Below are 24,487 nucleotides of genomic sequence, written 5' to 3' on the forward strand. Positions count from 1 at the left end.
AGGTAGTTCACATCGCCAAAGACATCGGAGATTGATTTAAAGGTTTAAAGCGGTTTTAAAGCCTTTTTGCGATGTGCGCTCTAATGCTCATTTCAATAGTCTTAAAGTGAACTTTTAAAGAGGATTGCTCAAAACACAAAAGAATTGCTCAAAAGCCAAAATACAAAGCGGGGTTTGAAGCTCACCACCTCAAACCCCGCGCCGTTCCTAGATCTTCTCTCTATTTTAGATCCCGAATGATCCCAAAATTTCCCGCCAAATCCCTATCTTTCTTTTTGTTCATTTTTCTAGTCTCTTATCAATGGTGTTCACCGCGTTGATCACTGGGTCACGTTTTTCTTTGGCTTGCTTAGAAATCGCAATGCCTAAAAACAGACAGAAAACCAAGATCTGTAGAATGTTCGCTTCGTTCAGTGACTGGAAAACGTTGGTTGGGATCATACCAATGATGGTTGCCCAGAAAGTGGGGAGCTCACCTTGCGCAGCGTATTCAGAAGAGAACATGCTCTCTACACCAGAAACATCGACTCCGACACCCGGTTGGAACAGTTCACCCATGATCAATGCCAGAGCTACGGCGGCGGCAGAGGTAATAGCAAAGTAACTTAACGTCACTGCACCGACCTTGCCAGCAGAATGGCTATCACCCAGACCTGCTGCATCAGAAATCAGTGCCACAGCCACCAGAGGAATCACCAGCATTTTGATCAGATTAATAAAAATCGCACCCAGTGGAGCAAATAGTGTCGCATCGTGACCCATTGCTGCACCGACTGCGGTACCCGCGAGCATGGCGATCACCACTTGCACGCCGATGTTGTTTAGTAAACCCTTTGTCTTTAACACTTCCATAACCTCTGTGCTAATAAATTGTAAATTCCTAGTGTTAGCCACTAGTGTCATATCACTAAATGGGCAAAAATTTTGCTCCTACTTTTTACACGGAATGTTTACATTTAGCAATAAGCACATCGAGCGTTTTCTCAATAGCGGAGTAAAACGAGAGTAATTTGGCGTTTTTATCTGCAAAGAAAACGTTTGCTATTGATTTTGGTTATATGAAGTCTTGAATTGATTTTTGATTGAAATGTCTTTTGTTTAAGTGGAGTTGTTAATGAAATGATGCGGCACACCAAAGGATGCGCCGCTGATTTAAGGTAATGTAAGTTAAATTTTTGTTGCTTTTTTCATGGCTTGAGTGAAGTTTGCCAGCTCAGTCAGCTGCTTAGCTGGATTATCCAAATGCGTTTCGATGATTTTTACCACCGCCGATCCGGAAATGGCTCCCGCTGCGCCAGCTTCAATCGCTTGTTTAACTTGAGCGGGCTCTGAAATACCAAAACCTAGCAGTGCTGGTGGCGCATCAAATTGTTGCAGACGTTCAAGCAGGGCATGCACAGGCATGTTGGCTTTGGTTTCAGCCCCAGTCACCCCAGCGCGCGAAAGCAAATAAGTGTAGCCTTTACCGAGTTGAGCAACTGCTCGTAAGGTTTCATCACTGGCCGTTGGTGGCGCAATAAAGATTGGTTGAATGCCAAATTTCTCTGCGGCCGCCACAAAAGGCTGGCTTTCGTTGGTGGGTACATCGGCAATCAGTACCGAATCCACGCCAGCTTTTTGGCAGCGTTGATAAAAATCGTCGATGCCGCGTGCGTAAACCAAGTTGGCATACATCAGTAAGCCAATCGGAGTCTCAGGGTTACGCGCACGGATCTGCGCGATCAGCTCAAAACAGATATCTGGCGTGGTTTTCGCCGCTAATGCACGTAAGTTCGCGCCTTGAATCGTCGGACCATCGGCCAGAGGATCTGAAAACGGCATGCCAAGCTCAAGCGCATCCGCTCCTGCATCAATCAGGGTTTGCATGATGGCGAGTGACTGCTCGGGGTTTGGGTCACCAATGGTCACGAAAGGAACGAAAGCGCCTTGCTGAGCGGCGCTCAGGCGTTGAAATAGGGCTTGATAACGGTTCATTACAACGCTCCTTTGTCTTCAAGTAATTTGTGTACGGTGAAAATATCCTTATCACCTCGGCCCGAAAGGTTAACCACGAGCAACTGCTCTTTGTCTGGTTCGGCATACGCCATTTTGATTGCATGCGCGAGAGCGTGTGAAGACTCCAGCGCTGGAATGATGCCTTCGTTACGTGCCAACGCTTGGAACGCATCGAGTGCTTCATCATCGGTAATGCTTTCATATTCCGCACGACCAATGGCGTTGAGGTAAGCATGTTGTGGACCCACCGATGGGAAATCCAGCCCCGCAGAGACAGAGTAAGACTCTTCCACTTGACCATGTTCATCTTGCATCAACGGTGCTTTCATGCCGAAGAAGATACCAGTTTTACCGTGTTTGAGTGGTGCACCATGTTGATGGGTATGAATGCCTTTACCTGCTGGCTCAATACCGATCAAACGTACGGATTCTTCTTCGATGAAATCGGCAAACATACCAATCGCGTTTGAGCCGCCACCGACACAAGCGATCACCGCATCGGGCAAACGACCTTCACGAGCAAGGATTTGGTTTTTGGTTTCTTCACCAATAATGCGTTGGAATTCACGCACTATGGTTGGGAATGGGTGAGGGCCTGCCGCAGTACCGAGCAGATAATGCGCAGTTTCATAGCTGGCTGACCAGTCACGCAGCGCTTCGTTACAGGCATCTTTTAGCGTTGCTGAACCTGAATGAACAGGGATCACGGTGGCACCCATTAAGCGCATACGGAACACGTTTGGGCTTTGGCGCTCAACGTCTTTTGCACCCATGTACACGCGGCATTTTAGGCCAAGCAGTGCACAGGCTAATGCGGTTGCGACACCGTGTTGACCTGCGCCTGTCTCGGCGATAATTTCATGTTTGCCCATACGTTTGGCGAGCAGGGCTTGGCCCAAAACTTGGTTGGTTTTGTGCGCGCCGCCGTGCAGTAGATCTTCACGCTTCAAATAGAGTTTGGTTTTGGTGCCTTTGGTGATGTTTTGCGTGAGTGTCAGCGCAGTGGGGCGACCCGCGTACTCTTGCAGTAGGCTCATAAATTCAGCGCGAAAAGCATCATCCTGCTGGGCATCAATAAAAGCTTGTTCCAGTTGATCGAGTGCCGGAACCAAAATTTGTGGCACAAACTGCCCACCGAATTCGCCAAAATAGGCGTTTAATTTAGCCATGCTTACATTCCTTTCTTATGCATGTTGCCATGCTGATAATCTAATAATTCCGTAACTGTTGGAAAACCTGTTGTAACTGGTTGGCGTCTTTTTTACCCGGAGCGCTTTCCACGCCAGAGTTGAAATCGAGTCCGCGGCAGCCAAGTTGCGCCGCTTGGGCGACATTCTCGGCGCTCAAGCCGCCGGCGAGCATCAGGTCGCTATGTTTTGGCAGCAAGCGCCAATCAAAACTGCGTCCTGTGCCGCCACTCTGTTCGCCGACTTTGGCATCGAGCAGATGCCTATCGATGTGCTCTGGTAGTAGCTCAGGTAAAGCATCACTCACGCCATACGCTTTCCAAATTTCAATGGATTCTGGAAGGGAAGCGCGCAGTTCGCTTACATACGCAGAGTCTTCCTCACCGTGCAGTTGCACCGCAAATAAGCCAAGTTTGGTTGCAATATCGGCGACTTGTGCTGCTGGGTGATTTTGAAACACGCCGACATACTGTAGCGGCGCGCCGCTCATGGTCAGGCGAGCTTGTTCTACATCGACAAAGCGTTTGGACTTCTCAACAAAAATCAATCCACCAAAAACGGAACCGGCTTGGTAGGCTTTCACCGCATCATCAGGATGAGTCAAACCGCACACCTTATGTTCACCTAGCACAATTTTTCGCACCGCCAGTTCAAGATTGCTTTGCGCCATCAGCGAGCTACCAATCAAGAAACCATTGGCAAATTCAGCCAAATCACGCACCTGCTGATGGGTATAAATACCGGATTCGGAAATAATGATGGTGCCTTGTGGAATGAGCGGCGCCAACTGCTTGGTGCGATTTAGGTCGGTGGTCAAATCACGCAGATTGCGGTTATTGATGCCGATGACTTTCGCTTGCAGATCAACTGCACGTTTCAATTCTTGTTCGTTGCTGACTTCGGTGAGTACGCCCATACCAAGGTCGTGCGCCACAGCAGCCAGTTCACGATATTGATCATCATTGAGCACAGACAGCATCAGCAAAATCGCATCCGCTTGATAATGACGCGCCAGATAAACCTGATACGGGTCGACCATAAAATCTTTGCACAAGACAGGCTGAGCCACTTGAGCGCGCACTTGCGGCAAAAACTCAAAACGACCTTGGAAATATTTCTCGTCAGTCAGTACCGAAATGGCACTGGCGTACTCGCCATACACAGAGGCGATGTAATCGAGATCAAACTCTTCGCGGATCAATCCTTTTGAAGGTGAGGCTTTTTTGCATTCGAGAATGAATACGGTGTTATCGCCGCTCAAGGCTTGATAGAAATCGCGCTCTGAGCGAGTCAGTAATGGATGAAAGCTAGCAAGAGGTTGCTTGGCTTTGCGCTCTTCAATCCATTGGTATTTATCGTTGACGATTTTGACCAGCACTTGCGCCATTTGCGCGGTTTGTACGGAAATATGCTCAGACAACTGCTCGGACATTCTGCTTAACCTCGTTGTGCTAACTGCTGAACCAATCCATAGGCTTGGCCCGATTTCATCACGGCGATCGCTTGTTGGGTGTTGGCTTTCAGATCTTCTTGACCAAATAGACGCAGCAGAAGTGCAACGTTGACTGCCACTGCCGCCATTTGTGCTGCTGTGCCATTGCCCGTTAGGATCTGGGTGATGATGGCGCGATTCTCTTCTGGCTCTCCACCACGGATCGCATCCAGTGGGTAACGGCTAACACCAAAATCTTCCGGAGTGAGCGTGTATTCAATCAATTCGCCTTGGCGAATTTCTGCTACTTGCGTTTCGCCATGAATCGCGACTTCATCAAGACCTGAACCATGCACCACCGCTGCGCGTTTCAGACCCATTTGTAACATGGTTTGCGCAATAGGACGAACCAAATCCTTGCTGTAAACCCCCATCAATTCAATATTGGGACGAGCAGGGTTAATCAGGGGGCCTAAGATGTTGAAAATGGTGCGAGTTTTCATGGTTTGACGCACCGGCATCGCATGGCGCACACCGCCGTGATACTGAGGGGCAAACAAGAAAGCGACACCGAGATCATCCAAGGCTTGGCGCGAATCTTGCGCGCTCATGGCAAGGTTGATCCCAAATGAGCTGAGCAGATCGGAAGAGCCGGATTTGCTCGATACCCCACGGTTGCCGTGTTTGGCGACTTTCACGCCACACGCTGCGGCGACAAATGCGGCGGTGGTTGAGATGTTGATGGTGTTTGAGCCATCGCCACCGGTACCGACGATATCGGCAAAGTCGTAATCAGGACGCGGAAATGGATTGGCGTTGGCGAGCAGGGCTTTAGCCGCACCCGCGATTTCATCTGGCGTTTCGCCTTTGATTTTCAGTGCAGTCAGTACCGCCGCCATCAATACAGGATCCATTTCACCGCGAATAATTTGGTCGAAAAGCTGTTGGCTCTCGGCTTGCGTGAGCCCTTGCTGTTCATAGAGTTTATTAATAATGGTTTGCATAACATTCTCTCCCTGTGCGGTTACGCGAATTGAGTCTGCGCTGGCGTTGAAGACAATGCCCAATCAATGGCATTGGCCAGCAAGGTAGCGCCGTGGGTGGTCATGATCGATTCTGGGTGAAATTGAAAGCCGCAGACTTTGTCAGCCTCATTAACCACCGACATCACGAGTCCGTTCACTTCTGCCGTCACGGTCAGTGCTGATGGAACTTGCGTGGCGACCAGTGAGTGGTAACGTGCGATCGCCAACGGTGAAGGGAGACCGCGATAAATCGCGTGGTTTTGGTGCTCCATCATCGATACTTTACCGTGGATGATTTCACCCGCGCCAGCAACCACACCGCCGTAGGCTTCCACGATGGCTTGATGCCCTAAGCAGATACCAATCATTGGCACTTTGCCTTTCAGGCGTTGCAGCAGCTCTGGCATGCAGCCCGTTTCAGACGGCGCACCTGGCCCGGGGGATAACACGACCACAGGATTATCCAGTTGCAGCAGCGCTTGCTCGATAGCATCCGCAGAAAGGTTATTGCGATAAATCGTGACCACGTGACCGAGTGAGCGAAACTGATCCACCAAGTTATAAGTGAAGGAGTCAAAGTTATCGATAAACAGAATATTGGCCATGATCATTCCTTCCCTTGATGAGCATATAAAATAGCGGAGATTACCGCTTGCGCCTTGCCGCGCGTTTCATCGGCTTCGGCTTGTGGGTCGGAGTCGTAAACGACACCCGCGCCAGCTTGGACTTGGGCGATGCCGTTTTCCACATAAGCAGAACGGATCACGATACAGGTATCCAAATCGCCTTCACCCGTGAGATAACCCACCGCGCCGCCGTAGCTGCCGCGACGCGCTTGTTCCACATCGCGGATTAACTGCATCGCGCGAATTTTCGGTGCGCCAGTCAGCGTGCCCATGTTCATGCAAGCTTGATAAGCATGCAGCGCATCCAGATCTTCACGTAACTGACCCACCACGCGCGACACCAAGTGCATCACATGGCTGTAGCGATCTACTTGCAGCAAGTCAGCGACATGGCGAGTACCGGCTTGGCTAATGCGCGCGACATCGTTGCGTGCTAAGTCAACCAGCATCATGTGTTCGGCGTTCTCTTTTTTATCGGTGCGCAGTTCAAGCTCAATGCGGCTATCGAGGTCAAAATCGATGCTGCCATCGGCGCGCTTACCGCGGCGGCGAGTCCCTGCAATCGGGTAGATTTCCACTTGGTTGGTGTGCATTTCATACTTGAGTGCGCTTTCGGGGGATGCGCCAAACAGGGTAAAGCGTTCATCTTGCATGTAGAACATGTAAGGGCTTGGGTTACTCTGTTTCAGCCGTTGATAAGCTGCGAGTGGTGAAGGGCAAGGTAAGCGAAAACGGCGCGAAGGCACAACTTGGAACACATCGCCTTTGACCACGTACTGCTTGAGGTCACGCACGATATCGCAAAATGCTGCATCGCTAATATTGGTGGTCACTTCCACATCAGATAAAGATTGCGCACTCGGCAAAGGCAATTTTTGATTCACTTGCGCACGAATTTCACGCATCCGGCTTTTGAGTTGGCTGTGCAGCGCATCGCCCGGTTGGAATTGGGTGGCTTGCAGTTGGCAAGTTTCACGCTGATGATCAATCACCATCAGAGTTTCTGCTACATAAAATACGTAATCAGGGCATTGATTGTCGGCAGGTGCTTCACCGAGCGGTTCAAAGTTAGCCACTAAATCGTAGGCAAATAAGCCACCTAAAAACAGCGCAAATTTACCGTGGTCAGTGAGATCAAAACTGTGCTGCACTAAACGTAGCGCATCGAAAGAAGACGCTTCGCGCAATCGTGAGTCTTCATCCAACGTATCACAGGGTGTAGAGAAGGTGAGGGTAAGTTTCGCTTTCTCTACTTTGCAAGGAATCCGATCAGTGAGGTTGCTATGAATGATGTTGAGCAGCGCTTGGCCGTTTGCACTGAGCGCATGATAGGTCACTTGATGGCCTTCACACACAATGCGCACGGCAGCATCCACTAACAGAAGGCTCTTCAAATTTTGCTTGGAGTCGATTTCTGCAGATTCCAGTAGTAGGCAGTCGCTGCGCCCAGCGCAAAGAGCATGAAATAAAGCCGTAGGATCTTGCGTATAAGGCAATTCACTGTGTAGCACCTCAAGCGGCGCGGTTTTCTTTATGTTGATGGCCTTATTCATAAGACCTCCTTAACCATGATTCGATTGTGCACTGATCACCGCGTTGAGAAAGTAGCGAAACAGCAGTGATAGGTGGAAAAAACCAATAAAAAGCCCGCTCAAGTTGGCGGGCTAGGTGTGTGAGTATCTAAACTTAGAAATACACGTGAGCCCACCAAGAACTTGTCCAAGTGCGCCACCAAGCCAGTTCAGCATCCGCTGGACTGAAATTGGGTTTATGGTTTGGGTTAAATTCTTGTAACATAGTGAGCCCTAACAGAGAGTCTTGCATTTGCGTACTAGTTAACTAGTGCGGCGATAAAAAGTCAAGCCTAAAAATCAGGCAAATAAAAAATATGAGAATTGACCTGCATAGTCATACCACCGCTTCTGATGGACGGTTTACTTATCAACAATTGATCGATCGCGCCGTCAGCTTTGAGATTGATGTTTTGGCGATCACAGACCACGATACCGTGGCTGCATTGGCGGATGCCCGTGCTTACATTGCACAGCAGCAATATCCGCTACAATTAGTGAACGGCATTGAGATTTCAACGGTTTGGCAAAATAAAGACATTCATATTGTCGGTTTAAACATCGACCCAAACAGTGAGGCATTGGGGCAGCTGATTGCGCGGCAGCAGCAACGTCGAGTTGAGCGTGCTGAACTGATCGCCCATCGTTTACAAAAAGCGACGCGTGAGGGAGTGTTAGAAGAGGTTCAACATATTGCCGATGGTGCGCCGATCACGCGTGCCCATTTTGCCAAATGGTTGGTGGATAATGGTTACGCAACCAACATGCAGCAAGTATTTAAGAAATACCTCACTCGTGATAATCCGGGTTATGTACCGCCTAACTGGTGTTCAATGAGTGAAGCAGTGAGCGCGATTCACGCCGCAGGTGGACAAGCCGTATTAGCGCATCCGGGCCGATATGACTTGACGGCGAAATGGCTTAAGCGCTTAATGACCGCGTTTGTTGAAGCGGGTGGCGATGCTATGGAAGTGGCCCAGCCGCAGCAATCACCACAGGAAAAACGAACCTTGGGTGATTACGCAATGGAATACCAACTACTCGCCTCCCAAGGCAGTGACTTTCACTATCCTTCTCCTTGGATGGAGTTGGGCCGAAACCTTTGGTTACCTGCCGGAGTAGAACCTGTATGGAAAGATTGGGGCTTATCCCCAAGCAATAGAGTCGAGAGACTCGATGAAGAGGAATAACCATGAGCCAGTTTTTTTATGTTCATCCTGAGAACCCTCAAACCCGCCTGATCAACCAAGCGGTCGCGATTATTCGCAATGGTGGGGTAGTGGTTTACCCAACCGATTCTGGTTACGCACTGGGCTGCCAGCTTGAAAATAAGCACGGGATGGAACGCATTTGTCAAATTCGCCGTCTCGACGATAAGCACAATTTTACGCTGTTGTGCCGCGATTTGTCTGAGCTTTCGCTGTATGCGCGTGTGGATAACACGGCGTTTCGTTTGTTGAAAAACAATACACCGGGACCTTACACCTTCATATTCAAAGGAACCAAAGAGGTTCCGCGCCGTCTGATGAATGAGAAGCGAAAGACCATAGGTATCCGGGTACCGAATAACAAAATTGCCTTGGATCTACTGGAAGCGCTCGGCGAGCCACTCATGTCGACATCGCTGATCCTGCCAGGCAACGATTTTACTGAGTCTGATCCCGAGGAAATTCGCGATCGCTTAGAGCACGCGGTGGATGTGATCCTCAATGGTGGCTATTTAGGTCAGCAACCCACGACAGTGATTGATTTTAGCGACGATGAAGTGGTAGTGGCGCGTGTCGGAGCCGGTGATCCGACCCCGTTTCAGTAGTTGAATGAGGTGGCCGCGAATCGCTGACAAAACGGGTGCTTTTATCCACAAAATTTGCGATACTACGCGGCCGCGATTTTAACATCGCAACCCGTCATTCGACGTCTGAGAAGACGACACATAGGTAGATAAATGAGCGAAAAGTTACAAAAAGTTTTAGCACGTGCTGGTCATGGTTCTCGTCGTGAGCTTGAAGCTCTGATCCGAGCTGGGCGTGTAAGTGTTAATGGCAAGGTAGCTGTACTGGGCGAACGCCTAGAAGATGATAACGCTGTCGTGCGCATCGATGGACATGTTGTGTCTGTGAAAGCGCAAGAAGAGGTGATCTGCCGAGTTCTGGCTTATTACAAACCAGAAGGCGAGCTGTGTACCCGTCATGATCCAGAAGGTCGCCGTACGGTATTTGACCGTCTGCCGAAAATTCGTGGTTCACGCTGGATTTCTGTTGGCCGTTTGGACGCCAACACGTCAGGTTTGCTGCTGTTTACCACCGATGGTGAACTGGCTAACCGTTTAATGCACCCAAGCCGTCAGGTAGAACGTGAATATCTGGTTCGCGTCTTTGGTGACGTGACGGAAGAAAAAGTTCGCAATCTCGTACGTGGTGTGCAGCTAGAAGATGGTATGGCGCGTTTTGAAGATGTGATGTACGCCGGTGGCGAAGGCATCAACCATACTTTCTACGTGGTAATCAATGAAGGTCGTAACCGTGAAGTGCGTCGTCTGTGGGAATCACAAGGTACGACAGTAAGCCGTCTGAAGCGCGTACGTTACGGTGATATTTTCCTCGACAAAAAACTGCCTCGCGGCGGTTGGATGGAGCTTGATCTCAAGCAAGTGAACTACCTGCGTGAGTTAGTAGAACTGCGTCCAGAGAAAGAAACGGTGCTGAACATGGCGCCTGATGCCGCAACGCGTAAGCGTGAGCGTACCCGTAGCCAGAAAATTCGTCGTGCAGTACGTCGTCACGAAGAGCGAATTTCAGCTACTCCGGGTCGTAGTGGAAAAGCCCCTGCGTGCCGTAAGCCGGGTGGTGAATCGAGCACGCGCAATAAAGTGGCTAACCAGCAACAAAGCTCGCGTAAGCCGCGCGGATAAGTGCCCGCCTTTCTTCGAGCGATGTCGCTTATAAAAAAAGCCAGTCATGTTGACTGGCTTTTTGCTGTTTATTGTTTGAAGCTGTTTATTGTTTGAAGCTGTTTATTGTTTGACATGGTGTTCTGCGCTGCATGCTTACGCCCCTCAGCGAAGAGAGGCGGGAAGCGTTACAGCTTTTGTGTCAGCTTGTGATAACGACCGTGCTGGGCGAGGAGAGTATGGTGATGACCATATTCGACCAACTGGCCCTGTTCAATCAGCGCAATCGCATCCATCTGTTCAAGGTTGACCAGACGATGAGTGATAAACAGCACGGTTTTGTGACCGAAATGACCATGCAACAGTTGCATGATGTGCTGCTCGGTTTGCTTGTCCAACCCTTCGGTCGGTTCATCAAGCAGTATGATTGGAGCGTTATGCAGTAGTGCTCGCGCAATGCCGATCCTACGTTTTTCTCCACCGGATAACTGACGGCCACCTTCGCCAAGCCAAGTATTGAGCGCGGCATCTTGTAGCAATTTCTCTAGACCGACTTGTTGCAGAATATCACTGAGCGCTTCATCGGTTGCGTCCGGTTTCGCCAATTTCAGGTTATCGCGCAGCGTGCCATTGAGAATATCCACCCGTTGACTGACCACGCTGATGGCGGCACGAAGATCGCTCTCGCGCCATTCTCGAATGTCTGTTCCACCAATCGTGATCTGACCCTGCTGTACATCCCAATAGCGGCAAAGGAGCTGAATTAAGGTCGATTTTCCTGAGCCGGTTTGGCCGACAATCGCCACTTTCTGACCTTGAGCGAGAGTCAAAGTAAAGTCATCAATGGCCTTGGGTTTATTCGCTTGGTAAGCAAAGTGGACGCCATTGAATTCAATGTTGTATTGGCCATTATGCGCGGTTGGTTGCGCGGTAAACTCGACCTCAGGTTTGGCTAGAATTATCTCATTTAAGCGGCGAGCCGAGGTGAGAGTCTGCCCCAAATGCTGGAATGCGCCGGCAATAGGCATCAATAACTCGACGCTGGCCATGGTTGCAAAAGCCACCAGTGCAATCAGCGGATCCGGAGTTTGCCCACCCACGCCATCGGCGGCCAGCCAGATCATCAGTACCAGTGTCCAACCATTGGCAAGCAACAGTAACGATTGAGCCAGTCCTGAGACTTGTGCGTTAACGTATTGGTTACGCAGCAGTTTGTCTTGCGCCGTTAAGATTGCCTGACGATAGGTTTGTTCTGCACCGAAAATGGTTAGTTCACTGTAACCTTGTAACCAATCTAGCGTGCGAACGCGCAATTCCGCTTTATTCTGCGTTAAGTGTGGACCATTCTTTTTCCCCAAGCGGTAAAAAAGCGTGGGCCACACCAGCAAAACCAGAAGCAAGATTGCACCTAAGGTCATGCCAAGCTGCGGATCAAACCAAGCAATCAATGTGGTGAGAGCCGCAATACCCAGCACACCGACCGTGACTGGGTTGATTAAACGTAAATAGACATGGTCCATGGCATCCACATCGGCCACGATGCGGTTGAGCATATCGGCATCGCGCACCGCGCTCAGACGTCCCGGGATAAGCGGTGTCAGTTTCTCAAAGAAAAACACTCGCAAATCAGTGAGCAGCTTGAAGGTGGCGTTGTGAGTAACGACACGCTCGCCCCAACGCCCTGCGGTGCGTCCCATGGCAAAACCGCGTACAAAGGCGCCGGGTAGCATGTAGTTAAAGGTCTCTCGGGCAATACTGAGTCCGGCCACGGCGGCCGCAGACAAAAACCAGCCGGATAACGTCAGCAGTCCAATCGAAGCGAGAACGGTCAGCAACGCCAGCAGCATGCCAAGGGTAAGACCGAACCAGTGTTTTTTATACAGTTTTAGGTAAGGCAGCAGGTCACGCATCGAGATCCCCTTTGTTGGCAGCTTGTAGCGCTTGGTTAGCGGCTAACATAGTGGCAAATAAACCAGATTGCTGGCTTAAGTCTTCAAAATGTCCTGCTTGTACCAGCAAGCCATTTTCCATCACTAAGATCTGCTCGACCGATTGCAGCGGTTGCAACTGGTGAGTGACAAATAACGCAGTGCGTTGCTGAATGCTTTCGGTCAGTCCACGCATCACATATTGCTCACTGCGCGCATCTAAGCTTGCCGTGGGTTCATCGAGTAACCAAAAGCGGCCATTTTGCAAAATAGCGCGAGCGAGGGCGAGGCGTTGGGCTTGACCCACGGAAAGCCCCGCAGAGCGATCACTGATCGTGTAATCCAAACCCTGCTGCTCAACAAACTCTTGGGCATAAGCTGCTTGCAGAGCCTGTGTGACTTGATCATCGGCGATATTGTGTTTGCCTAGCGTCACGTTGTCGCGAATGGTGCCATGCAGCAGCAGAGGATTTTGCCCAACCCAACTGATGGTTTGTCGCCACTGCGCATGATCTAACTCGCGCAATTCAATGCCGTTAATGGTTAAGCTGCCTTGGTAGGGCATAAAGCCTAATATGGTATTGATTAAGCTGGTTTTGCCTGCGCCACTTGGCCCGACGAGAGCGGTGGTTTTGCCGCTTTGCAACGTAAATGAGAGCGGGCCTGCTAAGCGTTTGCCTTGTGGACTAAGAACGACCAGATCATTGGCGATAATTTCAATATCGTCGTTATCGGTGAGATGACGCTCTCCGCTGTGTAAGGTATCCACTTCGGTTTGCAGAAAATCGACGATCGATTCGGCTGCGCCCACCGCGAGTTGTTTGGCGTGGTAATAGGTTCCGAGATCGCGCAGCGGCTGATAAAACTCCGGAGCAAGGATTAACACAAATAGTCCAGCAAACAGAGTGACACTCGCGCCGTAATAACCGAAGTTGAGTTCACCAATGTAGCTAAAGCCAAAGTACACGGCGGTCAGTGCAATGGAGATCGAGGTGAAAAACTCTAATACTGCAGAAGAGAGGAACGCGATCCGCAGTACATCCATAGTGCGATGGCGAAACACTTCTGAAGCGCCGCGCATGTGCTCGGTTTCTGCTGTGGTGCGATCGAATAGACGAATAGTGGTCAGGGCTTGCAAGCGATCATAAAAATGCCCGGATAAACGCTGCAGAGCTTTAAAGTTTTTCCGGCTGGCATCGGCGGCTTTAATTCCAACTAACGCCATAAAGAGTGGCACCAATGGCGCTGTGATCAAAAAAATCAGTCCTGCCGCCCAGTTCACTGGGAAGACGACGGCAAGGATCACAAACGGTACCAAAACCGAAAGAGACATCTGGGGGAGATAGCGAGCAAAGAAATCGTGCATGTTTTCGACTTGCTCAAGCATTAAGGCTGCCCATGAGCCGGCCGGTTTGCCTTTGATATAGGCTGGCCCTAAGTCGCGTAACTTGTCTAGGATTAGCTGTCGAATATAACGGCGGATCTCTTCTCCACAACGAAAACCAGCGATTTCGCGTCCCCAAGAGCAGAGCGCACGCACGGCAATGAGTGCAGCCAAGCCAAAGAAGTGTGGAATGAGCAGATGTTTATCGACCTGTTCAATAATCAGCTGATGCAGAATTGATGCAAGGAGTGCGGCTTGCGCCACCAGAAATAGGCTTGATAACACACCCAACCCAACAGCTATTGCGAGCCAGCGCTTAGCCAGTTTGCTTTGCTGCTTGAGCCAGAGATTCAAGCTACGCTGTTTTTTCTTGTCCATTTTGAAAAGGCTTAATGAGAATAATAATTGTAATAGGCCGCCAGTATACAAAGAAAAGCCCGGCGGTTATACCCGTCGGGCTTGGCAAAAATAAAAACTGTCGTTACGCGAAGCGTAAGTTATTTACCCTGGCTATCTAGGTAACGTTCAGCATCGAGTGCTGCCATACACCCGGTTCCGGCAGAGGTAATCGCTTGACGGTAGTTATGATCCATCACATCACCCGCGGCAAACACACCTTCAATGCTGGTCTGGGTTGCATTACCTTCAAGGCCAGATTTTACGACAATGTAGCCGTTTTTCATTTCAAGCTGACCTTCGAAAATTTGCGAGTTTGGCTGATGACCGATGGCAATGAATACCCCCATCACATCCAAGTTTTCCGTCATATCTGACTGGGTATCTTTCAAACGCACGCCTGTCACGCCCATCTCATCGCCCAGTACTTCATCCAAAGTGCGGTGCGTGTGCAGAACAATGTTGCCATTCGCCACTTTATCCATCAGACGATCGATCAGAATTTTTTCACTGCGGAAGCTGTCACGGCGGTGGATCAGATGCACTTCTGAGGCGATATTCGATAGGTAAAGAGCCTCTTCAACCGCAGTATTACCACCACCGACAACGGCGACTTTCTGGTTGCGATAGAAGAAACCATCACAGGTCGCACAAGCGGATACACCGCGACCTTTGAACGCTTCTTCTGATTCTAAACCGAGGTATTTAGCAGAGGCACCAGTAGAGATGATGAGGGCATCACAGGTGTACTCTAGGCTGTCGCCTGTCAAACGAAATGGGCGAGAAGAGAGATCAACCGAGTTAATGTGATCAAAAACAATTTCAGTATCGAAACGTTCAGCGTGCTCTTTCATGCGCTCCATCAGTGCTGGGCCAGTTAAGCCTTCGGCATCGCCTGGCCAGTTCTCGACTTCTGTCGTCGTGGTGAGCTGACCACCTTGCTGCATACCAGTGACCAGCACGGGTTTTAGGTTGGCGCGCGCAGCGTAAACCGCGGCTGTGTAACCCGCAGGGCCAGAGCCAAGGATAAGAAGTTTGCTGTGTTTCACGTTACTCATGAAGTACTCCGATAAGGACGAAAGGGAGTTAACTCATGGCTTGAATTCGGAACTAAGACGCAAGCCAATGAAAATAATTGGACTCGATTGTAGGGAATATGGATGGCGAATAAAAGTGGTTCGCTGAGCATAAATCGTAATTGTTTATGCTCTTACGACGTGAAGCTAGCTCGTGTCGGTTCCACCTGATTCTCATGTTAGAGCGGGATCCATGATGCATGGTTTTATGCTAATAGGCTGTCAATCTTCCTTATTTTCCATAAGGTAGTGAAAGCCTCTGGCTTTGCCTGTCTTCAGGTTGCGCTTTTGGATGTAGACACTGCTATTTTCAATTTATAAAGAATATAAAAACAAAATTTCAATCCTGATGGTTTATTGAGTCAAAAAATATTGTTTTTGCAAAATAATCGATTAGTCTTAATTGTAAATAAAATGTGAAATTTATGGTGGTATGACTAACCCATTAAGGAGTCGATGATGTTACGTTCTCACCCCAATACCCTACATATCACTAAACTGAGTCATTCAGCGATTCATCAACTCGCTCCCTCTTTTGCGCATTTACCGCATACCAATCATGCGGACGGGCAGTATCGGCTACGTCGTTACTCCGTGATCCGCTTTATTGATGGGCAAGTGGTTGAGTTGGACAAGCATGACTTTATGCAGACCGATCAAATTAACCATTTTCAAGGCAATGTGGTGCGCCGTTTCGAACCGTTACTCAGTACTACTTTAAAAAGTGACGGTATGCGTGAGTTGTGCGCGCTGTTTATGGAAGCCAACACACTTCCCGATGGTCAGGAAATTGAGATCCATCAGATGCGGATCGCTGCGGTATTCGATGAAACCTTAGTCGCGCCGGAAGGGGTGCACCAAGATGGGTTTGATCATATTGCGATTGTTGGCATTGATCGCCACAACATTGTGGGTGGCGAAATCATGCTCTATCTCAGTAGTCATGAAGCGCCATTTTTCCGTAAAGTATTGGAAAATGGCGAAGTTGCGATGTTGGCCGATAGCCAACTGTGGCACAACGCTTGCCCGATCCGCACGGTGGATCATCAACAAGAAGGGCATATGGATGTTTTTGTTTTGACTGCGAAGGATGGCCGCCATGCGCTTCACTCCTGAGTCAGTGCGTCAGCAGTTTCCTGCGCTAGCGCAAATCGTCAATGATAAGCCTGTGGTGTTTTTCGATGGGCCAGGTGGTTCACAAGTGTCACAATCGGTGCTGGATGCCATGGTGGCTTATTTAGGTCGTTACAATGCCAATCTTGGTGGGCACTACTTTTCGAGCCAGAAAACCGTGGAGTTAGTGCAAAGTGCTCGTGAGCATTTGCAAGCGCTGCTCAATGCCCCCAACCCAGAGTCGATTGTCTTTGGGGCAAACATGACGTCGCTGACTTTCCAGTTTAGCCGTGCGATCAGCCGTGATTGGCGAGTGGGCGATGAGGTGATTGTCACCGCATTGGATCACTATTCGAATGTTTCTAGCTGGCAACAAGCGGCTCAAGACAAAGGCGCAATAGTGCATCAGGCTCGCGTCAATACGGCGGACTGCACCTTAGATCAAGCGCATCTGCTTTCGTTGATTAATCCACGCACCCGTTTAGTGGCAGTGACTTTTGCTTCCAATACCACGGGATCATTGGTTGAACTTGAATCTATTATTGAGGCGGCGCATCAGGTCGGGGCGATGGTGTATGTCGATGCGGTGCACTATCTGCCGCATCACCTGCCGGATGTGCAGGCGCTGGGCTGTGATTTTCTGGCCTGTTCGGCCTATAAATTTTTTGGCCCTCACGTCGGGATTGTGTATGTAGCGCCGCAGTGGCAAAACACGATTCTGCCTTATAAAGTTGAGCCCGCAACCAATCAAGGGCCGGGACGTTTTGAAACCGGAACGCTCAGTTTTGAAGGGCTGGCTGGTGTTATTGCTGCGGTGCAATATTTGGCGCAGTGGGGTGACCCGAGTTCTCGATTACGTGAGCGTTTGGTTGAGAGCTATCAGCAATATCAGCAGCATGAACAGCGCCTCAGTGAGTATTTTTTGCAAAAGCTCAGTGATATGCCAGCGCTGAAACTGCATGGTTTGCAACTGGCAGATGCCGCGAAGCGAACACCGACGTTTGCGTTGACGTGTACAGACTGTACACCGCAGTCTATGGCGAAAATGCTCGGCGAACAGAATGTGTGCGTATGGAATGGGCATTTCTATGCACTTGGGCTGGTTCGTCAATTAGGGCTTGAGTCAAGCGGTGGAGTACTACGCATCGGTCTGATGCACTACAACACCACAGAAGAAATTGACCATCTATTTGCTCTTCTACGCGATGGTTTACCACAGCTTGCATAAGTCGTAAGCCCTTCTAGACATCTTTCACTTCTAGCGATATGCCTTTTCTACTGATATTGACTCAGTGGGAAGGGTATACCCTTCCTACTTGAAGCTTTAGCAAAAGGTGAAATGCCTCTGAAAAAGAAACCTTGAAATACTCTAGTCGATGACAAGAACGCATCTAACCGCTATTTTTTGGAAGCAATCTCTCTTTATTGGGTGTCTTGTATTAAGAGAGAGCGTGTTAATGATGTGGCTTGACGCTGGAGTAGGTTGTGAAAGTGCTGCCAAGAGTGTTATTAGGATTAGTCGCGGTCACGATTGTGACCGTATTGCTGTACTGGCAGTTTGGTTCTGCGAAACGAGTGTTGATTGAACCTCAACACTATGCCTATTTCACCACCAACGATCAAACCGCTGGCGGCACATCAACCAGCGCCTTATCCCTCAATGGCAATACTGCCAAAGTGGACTGTGAATTGAATGCCAGTCGCTACGCGTGGCCATATTGTGGCATCTCTATTCACCTTAATCCCGACCCTCAACGTGGCCTCGATTTGAGTGATATCCATACCATACGTCTTAACGTGGACTTGCAAGGCCCCGCTGCAGAGCCTGCGGCAATGCGTCTGTATTTACGTAATTTCAATCCGATCTACTCTCAGCTTGATGATGAATATACTCATAAATACAACGGATTAGAGTTTGTGCCGGGCGTTGGGAAAGGTGTGATTGATATTCCCATTCGCAGCTTGCAAGTAATGACGTGGTGGTTGGTTGATAATCGTATTGCCATTGAACACTCCGCTCCTGAGTTTTCCAACGTCAATAAAATTGAATTTGCGACCGGTTCAGCCAGTCCACTAGGGCAATATCAATTGACCGTGCATCAAGTGGAATTGATTGGGGATTATGTGGCTGGAGAGAAGCTGTTTCTTGCCATGTTGATCATGTGGGCGGTGGCAGGAGCATGGCTCTCTGCGCTCGAAATTCGTCGTAATCGTCGTGAGGTTTTACGTGCTCGTATGCGCCAAGAGCACTTACAGCGTTTGAATCACTCATTGCATGAGCAAAACATAAAGTTCGTCGAAATGGCGCATCGTGATGCATTGACGGGAGCCATTAATCGGCATGGCATTCGTGATTGGTTGCAAGATCAAGCGCGCTTAGTGCGCTGGCAACTCAATCACGTTAGCGTACTGTTCATCGATATTGATTACTTCAAACAAGTCAACGATGTGTACGGACACAGTCTAGGGGATGATCTGCTGCGTGAGTTTGCTTTGGTTATCAGCCGTGAAATCCGAGAAAGTGACAAATTAGTGCGTTGGGGTGGGGAAGAGTTTGTGGTGTTTTGCGCGCAGACAACCCTTGAGCAAGCGATTGAGCTTGCAGAGCGGCTTAGAGCTAAAATCGCCGACCACAGTTGGATACACGGAGGCGCGATCACGTGCAGTCTCGGTATTGCCCAAATGGGCGACGAGCGGATTACGGAAACCGTTTCACGCGCCGACGAAGCGTTATACCGAGCCAAACGGCTTGGCCGCAATCGAATCGAAGTTCACTATGGATTAATGGCCAAAAGCAGTGATGGAGAAAAAGGGTGAGGACGGCACCAAGTCGTGTCTATCTAGCCTAAATTCAATCACTAAGAATGTTGCCGCAGGGTACGCGACAACATTCAGGGATTAGCTTATCGAGACGGATTTATTCAGCGCTATTTGATGAGGTGTCATTTGACGTTGACTCGGTGTCACTCTCAACGATGATCGGTTCTTTGGGACCGAGAAACTTAGGCTGAGTATCCAACACGAACAGATCAAAGACCGCATAAGCGCGCGCAAACACTTCTCGTAACCGCACTTTAAAACCAGAGTGGCTGCTTGGCCCCGGTACTGCTAGGCATGACGCCTGAATATCTTGGTAGCGGGCAATAAACAGCGCGCGCTCACAATGAAAGCGCTGAGTGATGATCAAGAAATTATCGGTATCGAAGATTTCCTTCGCGCGCACAATCGAATCGAGAGTACGAAACCCCGCATAATCTAACGAAATATTCTCTGCTGGAATGCCTGCGCGTAGCAAATCGCGTTTCATCGTCCACGGCTCATTGTACGAACGGTGGGCGTTATCACCACTGAGCAGAAAATTGCGGACTTTTCCTTGTTGATAAAGCGCTATCGCTGCATCAATCCGGTTGGTGTAGTACTCGTTGAGAGTCTTGCCTATGTATTTACTGGTGCCCAATACCACTGCAACCTGAAAAGGCGGAGTGTTTTGCGCATCATTAATAATGTTATTTTGTGTTTGCCAACTGACCCAGCGATCGATCGCGAGTAAGCCTGCGACAACCCCAATAGTCAGCCACAGCAAAGTTTGGCTTAGTTTACGCCAAGGTAATCTTCGCAGGTGAGCCAGCGCAGAGAAAACGACGGCGCGCAGAGTTAGATTTGATGGTTTCTTTGTGCCCATAGGCCTATCACAACAAAGCAGCTTACGATAAGGGTCAGCATCATGCCGGATTCCAGTTGCGCGAGTGTCCGAGCAACGTAAGGGCTGGCCTTGACGATGATTAAACCGTATCCAAACGCGTTAATAAAGATAAACGCTAACGTGCGCACCAGAAAATGTTGATTCCGTAATGCTCTACGCAAAAAGGCATTGATCTCACCACCGAGCATGACCAAAGTGCATGCGACCAGTGCAATCGAGATTTCGCTCAGGTAGGGGAGTAGAGCCTGACCTGCAGGAGCAAGATAAGTAAATAGTTGCATGAGATTAGAAAGCCCCTGATTGCAGGGGCTTCTCCGCATAAATTAAAACGCAGTGCGCTTATAACGGCGGTAAACTGGTTGCCAGAAATGTTGTTCAATTGAGGCTTCCAGCGCTTCATCGGTGACTTCTGGAGCCACACCCTGTTCAATCGCTTTTTTCGCTACTGCGAAAGCAATCTTCTTCGAAACAGAGTGGATAGATTCCAGAGGCGGCAATAATGGTCCATGACCATTGATGGCAAGCGGTGAGCAACTTGCCAGTGCACGGCTCGACTCCATCAGCATTTCGTCGGTAACGCGGCGTGCGTTTGCTGCCAAAACTCCTAAACCGATACCCGGGAAAATGTAGCTGTTGTTACATTGCACAATTGGGTAAGTTTTGCCTTCATGCAGCACAGGATCAAACGGGCTACCTGTTGCAACCAAAGCCTCACCGTTAGTCCAACGGATAATATCGCTCGGCAGAGCTTCAACACGGCTTGTTGGGTTCGATAGCGGGAAGACAATAGGGCGTGGACAGTGCTGATGCATCTCTTTGATGATCTCTTCACTAAACAGACCGGGCGCACCAGACACACCAACCAGTACAGTCGGTTTGGCATTGCGGATCACATCATGCAGCGAGTAGCCGTTGTTTTCCGTTGTCCAATGTTGCGTGTTGGCTTTTTTCTGCACTAGGCGCTGTTGGAAGTCGAGCAAATTTGGCATGCCTTCTTCGAGCAGGCCCCAGCGATCCACCATGTAAACTTGTGAGCGCGCTTGCTCATCGCTGATGCCTTCAGACACCATTTGCGCAATGATCGCTTCCGCGATACCGCAGCCTGCAGAGCCCGCGCCCAAGAAGGTAATACGTTGTTGTGAAAGCTGGCTACCCGCCGCTTTACAGGCAGCAAGCAGTGAGCCGACAGTGACCGCCGCTGTGCCCTGAATGTCGTCGTTAAAACAGCACACGCGATTTTTGTAACGCTCAAGCAGTGGCATGGCGTTCTTTTGGGCAAAGTCTTCAAACTGGATCAATGCATCTGGCCAGCGACGTTGCACGGCTTGCATAAACTCTTCAACAAAGTTGTCGTAGTCAGGTCCAGTGATACGTGGATGACGCCAGCCCATGTACATAGGGTCAGCAAGACGTTGCGGGTTATTCGTACCCACATCCAGAACCACAGGAAGCGTATACGCTGGGCTAATGCCACCACAAGCGGTGTAAAGTGACAGTTTACCGATAGGAATCCCCATACCGCCGATACCTTGGTCGCCAAGGCCGAGAATACGCTCGCCATCGGTCACCACAATCACTTTGACGTTGTGGTTGGCGGCATTGTTCAACAAGTCATCAATACGATCACGGTTAGCGTAAGAGATAAACAAGCCACGGCCACGGCGATAAATGTTGGAGAAGTTCTCACACGCCGCACCCACTGTCGGGGTATAGATGATTGGCATCATCTCGGAAATATGGTTCTGCACCAAGCGGTAGAATAGGGTCTCGTTGGTGTCTTGAATGTTGCGCAGATAAATATGCTTATCCATGTCGCTTTCAAAACCACGGTACTGTTGGTATGCGCGTACCACTTGTTCTTGAATGGTTTCCGTCGCTTCGGGCAGTAAACCTTCTAGGTTAAAAGAAGCACGTTCTTCCGCACTAAAGGCACTACCTTTGTTGAGCAGAGGAGTACTGAGAAGAGCTGGGCCTGCGTAGGAAATATACAGCGGACGTTTATCGTTATTCATGTTCGGCCTATTGATTGGTAGGGTAGAAGTGAAACGCGAAAATGATACCGACTTGCTGGTTGGATTGTAAATAGACAAACGGCTTGCCTCTGTTGATTATCCTGCTTCTGTGCGCAAGCACAGTGTTTAAAACAGGTTTATCGGTTTAGGGTGGGGGATTTATGTGCAACGAGTTAAGCAAGGGAGGAACAGCGTCTAGCGCTTCATCGAATAAGAAGGAATCATTGTTCGGCAGCACGATTTTGTTTGAATAGGAAAATATTAATCAACAAGGCACATATCATTTTAAAAATGTAGGTACAGTGTTACTAAATTGGTTTTTATATAGCCTTTGAAACCGATTGCGCATCATAACAGACCGTTTTTTTATATCGTATTGCTATATAGCAAGGCTTGGTCAATAGTTGCAGCACTGTGTTGCCAATGGCGTCGGGGGACAAAATGGAAAAAGCAAGGATTAGCGCAGTGTTCGATTACACCACCTTTTTGGGGGCATCCTGTGCGAAAAAGTGGACTTTCTCGGAAGCCATCAGCTCTTTTGCTCCAGTGTTTGGAATTGTCTGGTTTGATGCGATCAAAACGGGACAGAGTCCACAAGAACGCCTGTGGGATGTCGCCCTCAAAGAGCTTTCCACCCGTTCGAGTGATGAATCGAATGTGATCACTTTAGTGAAATTAGCCAAACAAGAAGGCATTGATGAATTAACCTTAGTCATGCCTTACGCCTTGGATGAGCAGCAGTTAACTACGATTCAAAGCAAAAGTGCAGCGCATATTGAATCTACTAATCAAGAAGAGTTTTTGATCAAGCTTTAAAGAACTTCTCTGTTGCGGTGAGTAGAAGAACACTCAATAGAAGTGTAATTAAGGGGCTATACCCTTGCTACTTGCCGTGTACCTGCAATGCCAAGTGGTTCAAGCAAATAAGCCCCTTAGTTTTTCATCCGTTGCTGGCTCGTGCTTGCCGCTGGCTTATGATTCAAAGCAGCGAGGCATAACAAAAGCCGCAGATGGAGTTTATCTTTCAATCAGCCCATATTCTTTATCTAGGATTGCGATGATTTCCTGTTTTGGCTGATGACTCAGATGGATAGGTTGCCCCGTGATCTTTTCAGCAATACCCAAATAGGTCCGCGAGATATCCATTAATGCTTCCAGCGGTAAAGCATTGTCACGCGCGAGCGCTTCACGTTCAGGCATGCGATCTTTGTTGAGTAAAATGTCTGGGTCTGGGAAGTAGTTCAGCAAAAATTGGCGGAATCCCTCTTTGGAATTTTCGACAATCTTGCCTTGCTGATATTGCTGCGCATCCCAAATGCGTGATGAGTCAGGGGTGCCTACTTCATCCATATAGATCAGTTTTTGCTGTCCTTGCTGATCTGCTACGTAGCCAAATTCAAATTTGGTATCGACAAAGAGTTGTCCCACGCTTTTTAACGCTTCGCTGATCACAGCAAAACCTTGCTTGAGCAGAGTTTCGTAATGGTCAATATCTTGTGGTTGATTGAAGTTGAATGCTGCGTAATTGGCTTCAATATCTTGGCGCGAGATATTCACGTCATCGGCTTCTGGCACGCCGGGGATGCCGCGCAGAATACCTTTGGTTGACGGGGTCATCAGTAGCTCTGGCAGTTGACTGTCCTTCTCTAAACCTTCTGGTAGGGTAATACCACAAAACTCGCGCTCACCTTTGGCGTAAGCACGCCACATTGAGCCAGTAATGTATTGACGGCAGATGGCTTCAATTTTGATAGGACGGGCTTTTTGTACAATCCACACAAAAGGGTGAGGAATGTCGAGAATATGACTTTCCGCCAAACCATGTTGCTTGAACAGTTTGAACCAATGATTCGAGATAGCATTGAGCGCCGCACCTTTACCCGGTACACCATGGACACCGCCTTCCGCGTGCCAAATGCAATCGAAGGCTGAAATACGATCACTGATGACCATAATGGCCAGCGGGGCATCTTCTGCAACCGGATAACCTTTTTCTTTAATTAGGCGTCGGCTGTCTTGCTCAGTCAGCCAGTAAACCGAGCGAACTTTACCGCTATGTACTGGCTGATGGGTACGAATGGGGAGGTCGTCATTGACGGCAAGGACTTGATCTGCAAGGCTCATTGAGACATTCCTATCTGAATTCAAA

The 24,487-nt window shown here is 49.2% G+C and carries 21 protein-coding genes, 1 pseudogene and 1 other annotated feature; of the genes and pseudogenes, 7 read left to right on the top strand and 15 right to left on the bottom strand.

Annotation, left to right across the window (positions count from 1 at the left end; translation table 11 throughout):
• Nucleotides 1–300: 300 nt before the first annotated feature.
• The 8 genes and pseudogenes from T411_RS01000000119040 to trpL2 form a co-directional block, all read right to left on the bottom strand.
• A pseudogene (locus T411_RS01000000119040) lies at nucleotides 301–852 on the bottom strand (dicarboxylate/amino acid:cation symporter); the annotation flags it as partial.
• 315 nt (nucleotides 853–1,167) lie between these two features.
• Nucleotides 1,168–1,974: a tryptophan synthase subunit alpha gene (trpA, locus tag T411_RS0104975; RefSeq protein WP_001083161.1), complete on the bottom strand. Its 807-nt coding sequence runs from the start codon at nucleotides 1,972–1,974 to the stop codon at nucleotides 1,168–1,170.
• Entirely contained in the window at nucleotides 1,974–3,164 is a 1,191-nt protein-coding gene (gene trpB / locus T411_RS0104980; protein WP_001096418.1) for a tryptophan synthase subunit beta, read from the bottom strand. The genes trpA and trpB overlap by 1 nt, the downstream gene beginning before the upstream one ends.
• A gap of 40 nt (nucleotides 3,165–3,204) precedes the next feature.
• Nucleotides 3,205–4,614, bottom strand: a complete 1,410-nt coding sequence (gene trpCF, locus T411_RS0104985; RefSeq protein WP_000003291.1) for a bifunctional indole-3-glycerol-phosphate synthase TrpC/phosphoribosylanthranilate isomerase TrpF — start codon at nucleotides 4,612–4,614, stop codon at nucleotides 3,205–3,207.
• Between the two features lie 5 nt (nucleotides 4,615–4,619).
• On the bottom strand, nucleotides 4,620–5,618 hold the full coding sequence (gene trpD, locus T411_RS0104990; protein WP_001193364.1) for an anthranilate phosphoribosyltransferase: 999 nt from the start codon (nucleotides 5,616–5,618) through the stop codon (nucleotides 4,620–4,622).
• A 20-nt stretch (nucleotides 5,619–5,638) separates the two neighbouring features.
• A complete protein-coding gene (locus T411_RS0104995; RefSeq protein WP_001274036.1) occupies nucleotides 5,639–6,244 on the bottom strand; it encodes an aminodeoxychorismate/anthranilate synthase component II in 606 nt (201 codons plus the stop codon).
• Between the two features lie 2 nt (nucleotides 6,245–6,246).
• The gene (locus tag T411_RS0105000) at nucleotides 6,247–7,818 is read right to left on the bottom strand and encodes an anthranilate synthase component 1 (protein ID WP_001030227.1); all 1,572 of its coding nucleotides are present in this window, start codon (nucleotides 7,816–7,818) and stop codon (nucleotides 6,247–6,249) included.
• An 84-nt stretch (nucleotides 7,819–7,902) separates the two neighbouring features.
• Nucleotides 7,903–8,005: a sequence feature (Trp leader region), on the bottom strand.
• Nucleotides 7,952–8,089, bottom strand: coding sequence for a tryptophan operon leader peptide (gene trpL2, locus T411_RS0105005; RefSeq protein WP_001880954.1), 138 nt, complete (start codon nucleotides 8,087–8,089; stop codon nucleotides 7,952–7,954). (Overlaps the previous feature by 54 nt.)
• Nucleotides 8,090–8,153: 64 nt before the next feature.
• Between trpL2 and rnm the strand changes: the two genes are divergently transcribed.
• The 3 genes from rnm (at nucleotide 8,154) to rluB (ending at nucleotide 10,747) form a co-directional block, all read left to right on the top strand.
• Nucleotides 8,154–9,026 (top strand): RNase RNM, encoded by an 873-nt coding sequence (rnm, locus tag T411_RS0105010; protein WP_001217214.1) that lies wholly within the window; start codon nucleotides 8,154–8,156, stop codon nucleotides 9,024–9,026.
• 2 nt (nucleotides 9,027–9,028) lie between these two features.
• Nucleotides 9,029–9,649, top strand: a complete 621-nt coding sequence (locus T411_RS0105015; protein ID WP_000077260.1) for an L-threonylcarbamoyladenylate synthase — start codon at nucleotides 9,029–9,031, stop codon at nucleotides 9,647–9,649.
• Nucleotides 9,650–9,781: 132 nt separating this feature from the next.
• Complete coding sequence (rluB, locus tag T411_RS0105020) at nucleotides 9,782–10,747, top strand: 23S rRNA pseudouridine(2605) synthase RluB (RefSeq protein WP_001291243.1); 966 nt, start codon at nucleotides 9,782–9,784, stop codon at nucleotides 10,745–10,747.
• Between the two features lie 167 nt (nucleotides 10,748–10,914).
• Here the strand turns inward: rluB and cydC are convergent, their stop codons facing one another.
• From cydC to trxB, 3 genes are all read right to left on the bottom strand, one after another.
• Entirely contained in the window at nucleotides 10,915–12,636 is a 1,722-nt protein-coding gene (cydC, locus tag T411_RS0105025; protein ID WP_001205197.1) for a heme ABC transporter ATP-binding protein/permease CydC, read from the bottom strand.
• A complete protein-coding gene (gene cydD / locus T411_RS0105030) occupies nucleotides 12,629–14,416 on the bottom strand; it encodes a heme ABC transporter permease/ATP-binding protein CydD (protein WP_000358461.1) in 1,788 nt (595 codons plus the stop codon). The genes cydC and cydD overlap by 8 nt, the downstream gene beginning before the upstream one ends.
• 119 nt (nucleotides 14,417–14,535) lie before the next feature.
• On the bottom strand, nucleotides 14,536–15,492 hold the full coding sequence (gene trxB, locus T411_RS0105035) for a thioredoxin-disulfide reductase (protein ID WP_000073132.1): 957 nt from the start codon (nucleotides 15,490–15,492) through the stop codon (nucleotides 14,536–14,538).
• Between the two features lie 477 nt (nucleotides 15,493–15,969).
• Between trxB and T411_RS0105040 the strand changes: the two genes are divergently transcribed.
• The 3 genes from T411_RS0105040 to T411_RS0105050 all read left to right on the top strand — a co-directional run bounded on the left by T411_RS0105040 (nucleotide 15,970) and on the right by T411_RS0105050 (nucleotide 19,440).
• Entirely contained in the window at nucleotides 15,970–16,626 is a 657-nt protein-coding gene (locus T411_RS0105040) for a 2OG-Fe dioxygenase family protein (RefSeq protein ID WP_000946294.1), read from the top strand.
• Nucleotides 16,610–17,851 (top strand): cysteine desulfurase-like protein, encoded by a 1,242-nt coding sequence (locus T411_RS0105045; protein ID WP_001212934.1) that lies wholly within the window; start codon nucleotides 16,610–16,612, stop codon nucleotides 17,849–17,851. Before T411_RS0105040 ends, T411_RS0105045 begins: the two co-directional genes overlap by 17 nt.
• A 257-nt stretch (nucleotides 17,852–18,108) precedes the next feature.
• Nucleotides 18,109–19,440 carry a GGDEF domain-containing protein gene (locus tag T411_RS0105050; RefSeq protein ID WP_000866470.1) on the top strand — a complete coding sequence of 444 codons (1,332 nt, stop codon included), beginning with the start codon at nucleotides 18,109–18,111 and terminating at the stop codon, nucleotides 19,438–19,440.
• A 100-nt stretch (nucleotides 19,441–19,540) separates the two neighbouring features.
• Here T411_RS0105050 and T411_RS0105055 read toward each other — a convergent pair whose 3' ends face one another.
• The 3 genes from T411_RS0105055 to T411_RS0105065 are packed head-to-tail and all read right to left on the bottom strand — an operon-like array spanning nucleotide 19,541 to nucleotide 22,338.
• Nucleotides 19,541–20,305 carry a SanA/YdcF family protein gene (locus tag T411_RS0105055; protein ID WP_000536856.1) on the bottom strand — a complete coding sequence of 255 codons (765 nt, stop codon included), beginning with the start codon at nucleotides 20,303–20,305 and terminating at the stop codon, nucleotides 19,541–19,543.
• A complete protein-coding gene (locus T411_RS0105060) occupies nucleotides 20,278–20,607 on the bottom strand; it encodes a DUF3392 domain-containing protein (RefSeq protein ID WP_001175901.1) in 330 nt (109 codons plus the stop codon). The genes T411_RS0105055 and T411_RS0105060 overlap by 28 nt, the downstream gene beginning before the upstream one ends.
• Nucleotides 20,608–20,649: 42 nt before the next feature.
• Nucleotides 20,650–22,338: an NAD-dependent malic enzyme gene (locus T411_RS0105065; protein WP_001058123.1), complete on the bottom strand. Its 1,689-nt coding sequence runs from the start codon at nucleotides 22,336–22,338 to the stop codon at nucleotides 20,650–20,652.
• A gap of 465 nt (nucleotides 22,339–22,803) precedes the next feature.
• On the opposite strand from T411_RS0105065, the gene T411_RS0105070 reads away from it, so the two are divergent.
• Nucleotides 22,804–23,154, top strand: coding sequence for a hypothetical protein (locus T411_RS0105070; RefSeq protein ID WP_000460959.1), 351 nt, complete (start codon nucleotides 22,804–22,806; stop codon nucleotides 23,152–23,154).
• 201 nt (nucleotides 23,155–23,355) lie between these two features.
• Here T411_RS0105070 and purC read toward each other — a convergent pair whose 3' ends face one another.
• A complete protein-coding gene (gene purC, locus T411_RS0105075; RefSeq protein ID WP_000050052.1) occupies nucleotides 23,356–24,462 on the bottom strand; it encodes a phosphoribosylaminoimidazolesuccinocarboxamide synthase in 1,107 nt (368 codons plus the stop codon).
• Nucleotides 24,463–24,487 lie beyond the last annotated feature (25 nt).

The organism is Vibrio cholerae ATCC 14035 (assembly GCF_000621645.1).
GTDB classification, from domain to species: Bacteria; Pseudomonadota; Gammaproteobacteria; order Enterobacterales; family Vibrionaceae; genus Vibrio; species Vibrio cholerae.

Bases quoted from the DNA above. Each gene is read 5' to 3' on its own strand.
- trpA (WP_001083161.1), bottom strand. From the start codon at position 1,974: ATGAACCGTTATCAAGCCCTATTTCAACGCCTGAGCGCCGCTCAGCAA.
- trpB (WP_001096418.1), bottom strand. From the start codon at position 3,164: ATGGCTAAATTAAACGCCTATTTTGGCGAATTCGGTGGGCAGTTTGTG.
- trpCF (WP_000003291.1), bottom strand. From the start codon at position 4,614: ATGTCCGAGCAGTTGTCTGAGCATATTTCCGTACAAACCGCGCAAATG.
- trpD (WP_001193364.1), bottom strand. From the start codon at position 5,618: ATGCAAACCATTATTAATAAACTCTATGAACAGCAAGGGCTCACGCAA.
- T411_RS0104995 (WP_001274036.1), bottom strand. From the start codon at position 6,244: ATGGCCAATATTCTGTTTATCGATAACTTTGACTCCTTCACTTATAAC.
- T411_RS0105000 (WP_001030227.1), bottom strand. From the start codon at position 7,818: ATGAATAAGGCCATCAACATAAAGAAAACCGCGCCGCTTGAGGTGCTA.
- trpL2 (WP_001880954.1), bottom strand. From the start codon at position 8,089: ATGCAAGACTCTCTGTTAGGGCTCACTATGTTACAAGAATTTAACCCA.
- rnm (WP_001217214.1), top strand. From the start codon at position 8,154: ATGAGAATTGACCTGCATAGTCATACCACCGCTTCTGATGGACGGTTT.
- T411_RS0105015 (WP_000077260.1), top strand. From the start codon at position 9,029: ATGAGCCAGTTTTTTTATGTTCATCCTGAGAACCCTCAAACCCGCCTG.
- rluB (WP_001291243.1), top strand. From the start codon at position 9,782: ATGAGCGAAAAGTTACAAAAAGTTTTAGCACGTGCTGGTCATGGTTCT.
- cydC (WP_001205197.1), bottom strand. From the start codon at position 12,636: ATGCGTGACCTGCTGCCTTACCTAAAACTGTATAAAAAACACTGGTTC.
- cydD (WP_000358461.1), bottom strand. From the start codon at position 14,416: ATGGACAAGAAAAAACAGCGTAGCTTGAATCTCTGGCTCAAGCAGCAA.
- trxB (WP_000073132.1), bottom strand. From the start codon at position 15,492: ATGAGTAACGTGAAACACAGCAAACTTCTTATCCTTGGCTCTGGCCCT.
- T411_RS0105040 (WP_000946294.1), top strand. From the start codon at position 15,970: ATGTTACGTTCTCACCCCAATACCCTACATATCACTAAACTGAGTCAT.
- T411_RS0105045 (WP_001212934.1), top strand. From the start codon at position 16,610: ATGCGCTTCACTCCTGAGTCAGTGCGTCAGCAGTTTCCTGCGCTAGCG.
- T411_RS0105055 (WP_000536856.1), bottom strand. From the start codon at position 20,305: ATGGGCACAAAGAAACCATCAAATCTAACTCTGCGCGCCGTCGTTTTC.
- T411_RS0105060 (WP_001175901.1), bottom strand. From the start codon at position 20,607: ATGCAACTATTTACTTATCTTGCTCCTGCAGGTCAGGCTCTACTCCCC.
- T411_RS0105065 (WP_001058123.1), bottom strand. From the start codon at position 22,338: ATGAATAACGATAAACGTCCGCTGTATATTTCCTACGCAGGCCCAGCT.
- purC (WP_000050052.1), bottom strand. From the start codon at position 24,462: ATGAGCCTTGCAGATCAAGTCCTTGCCGTCAATGACGACCTCCCCATT.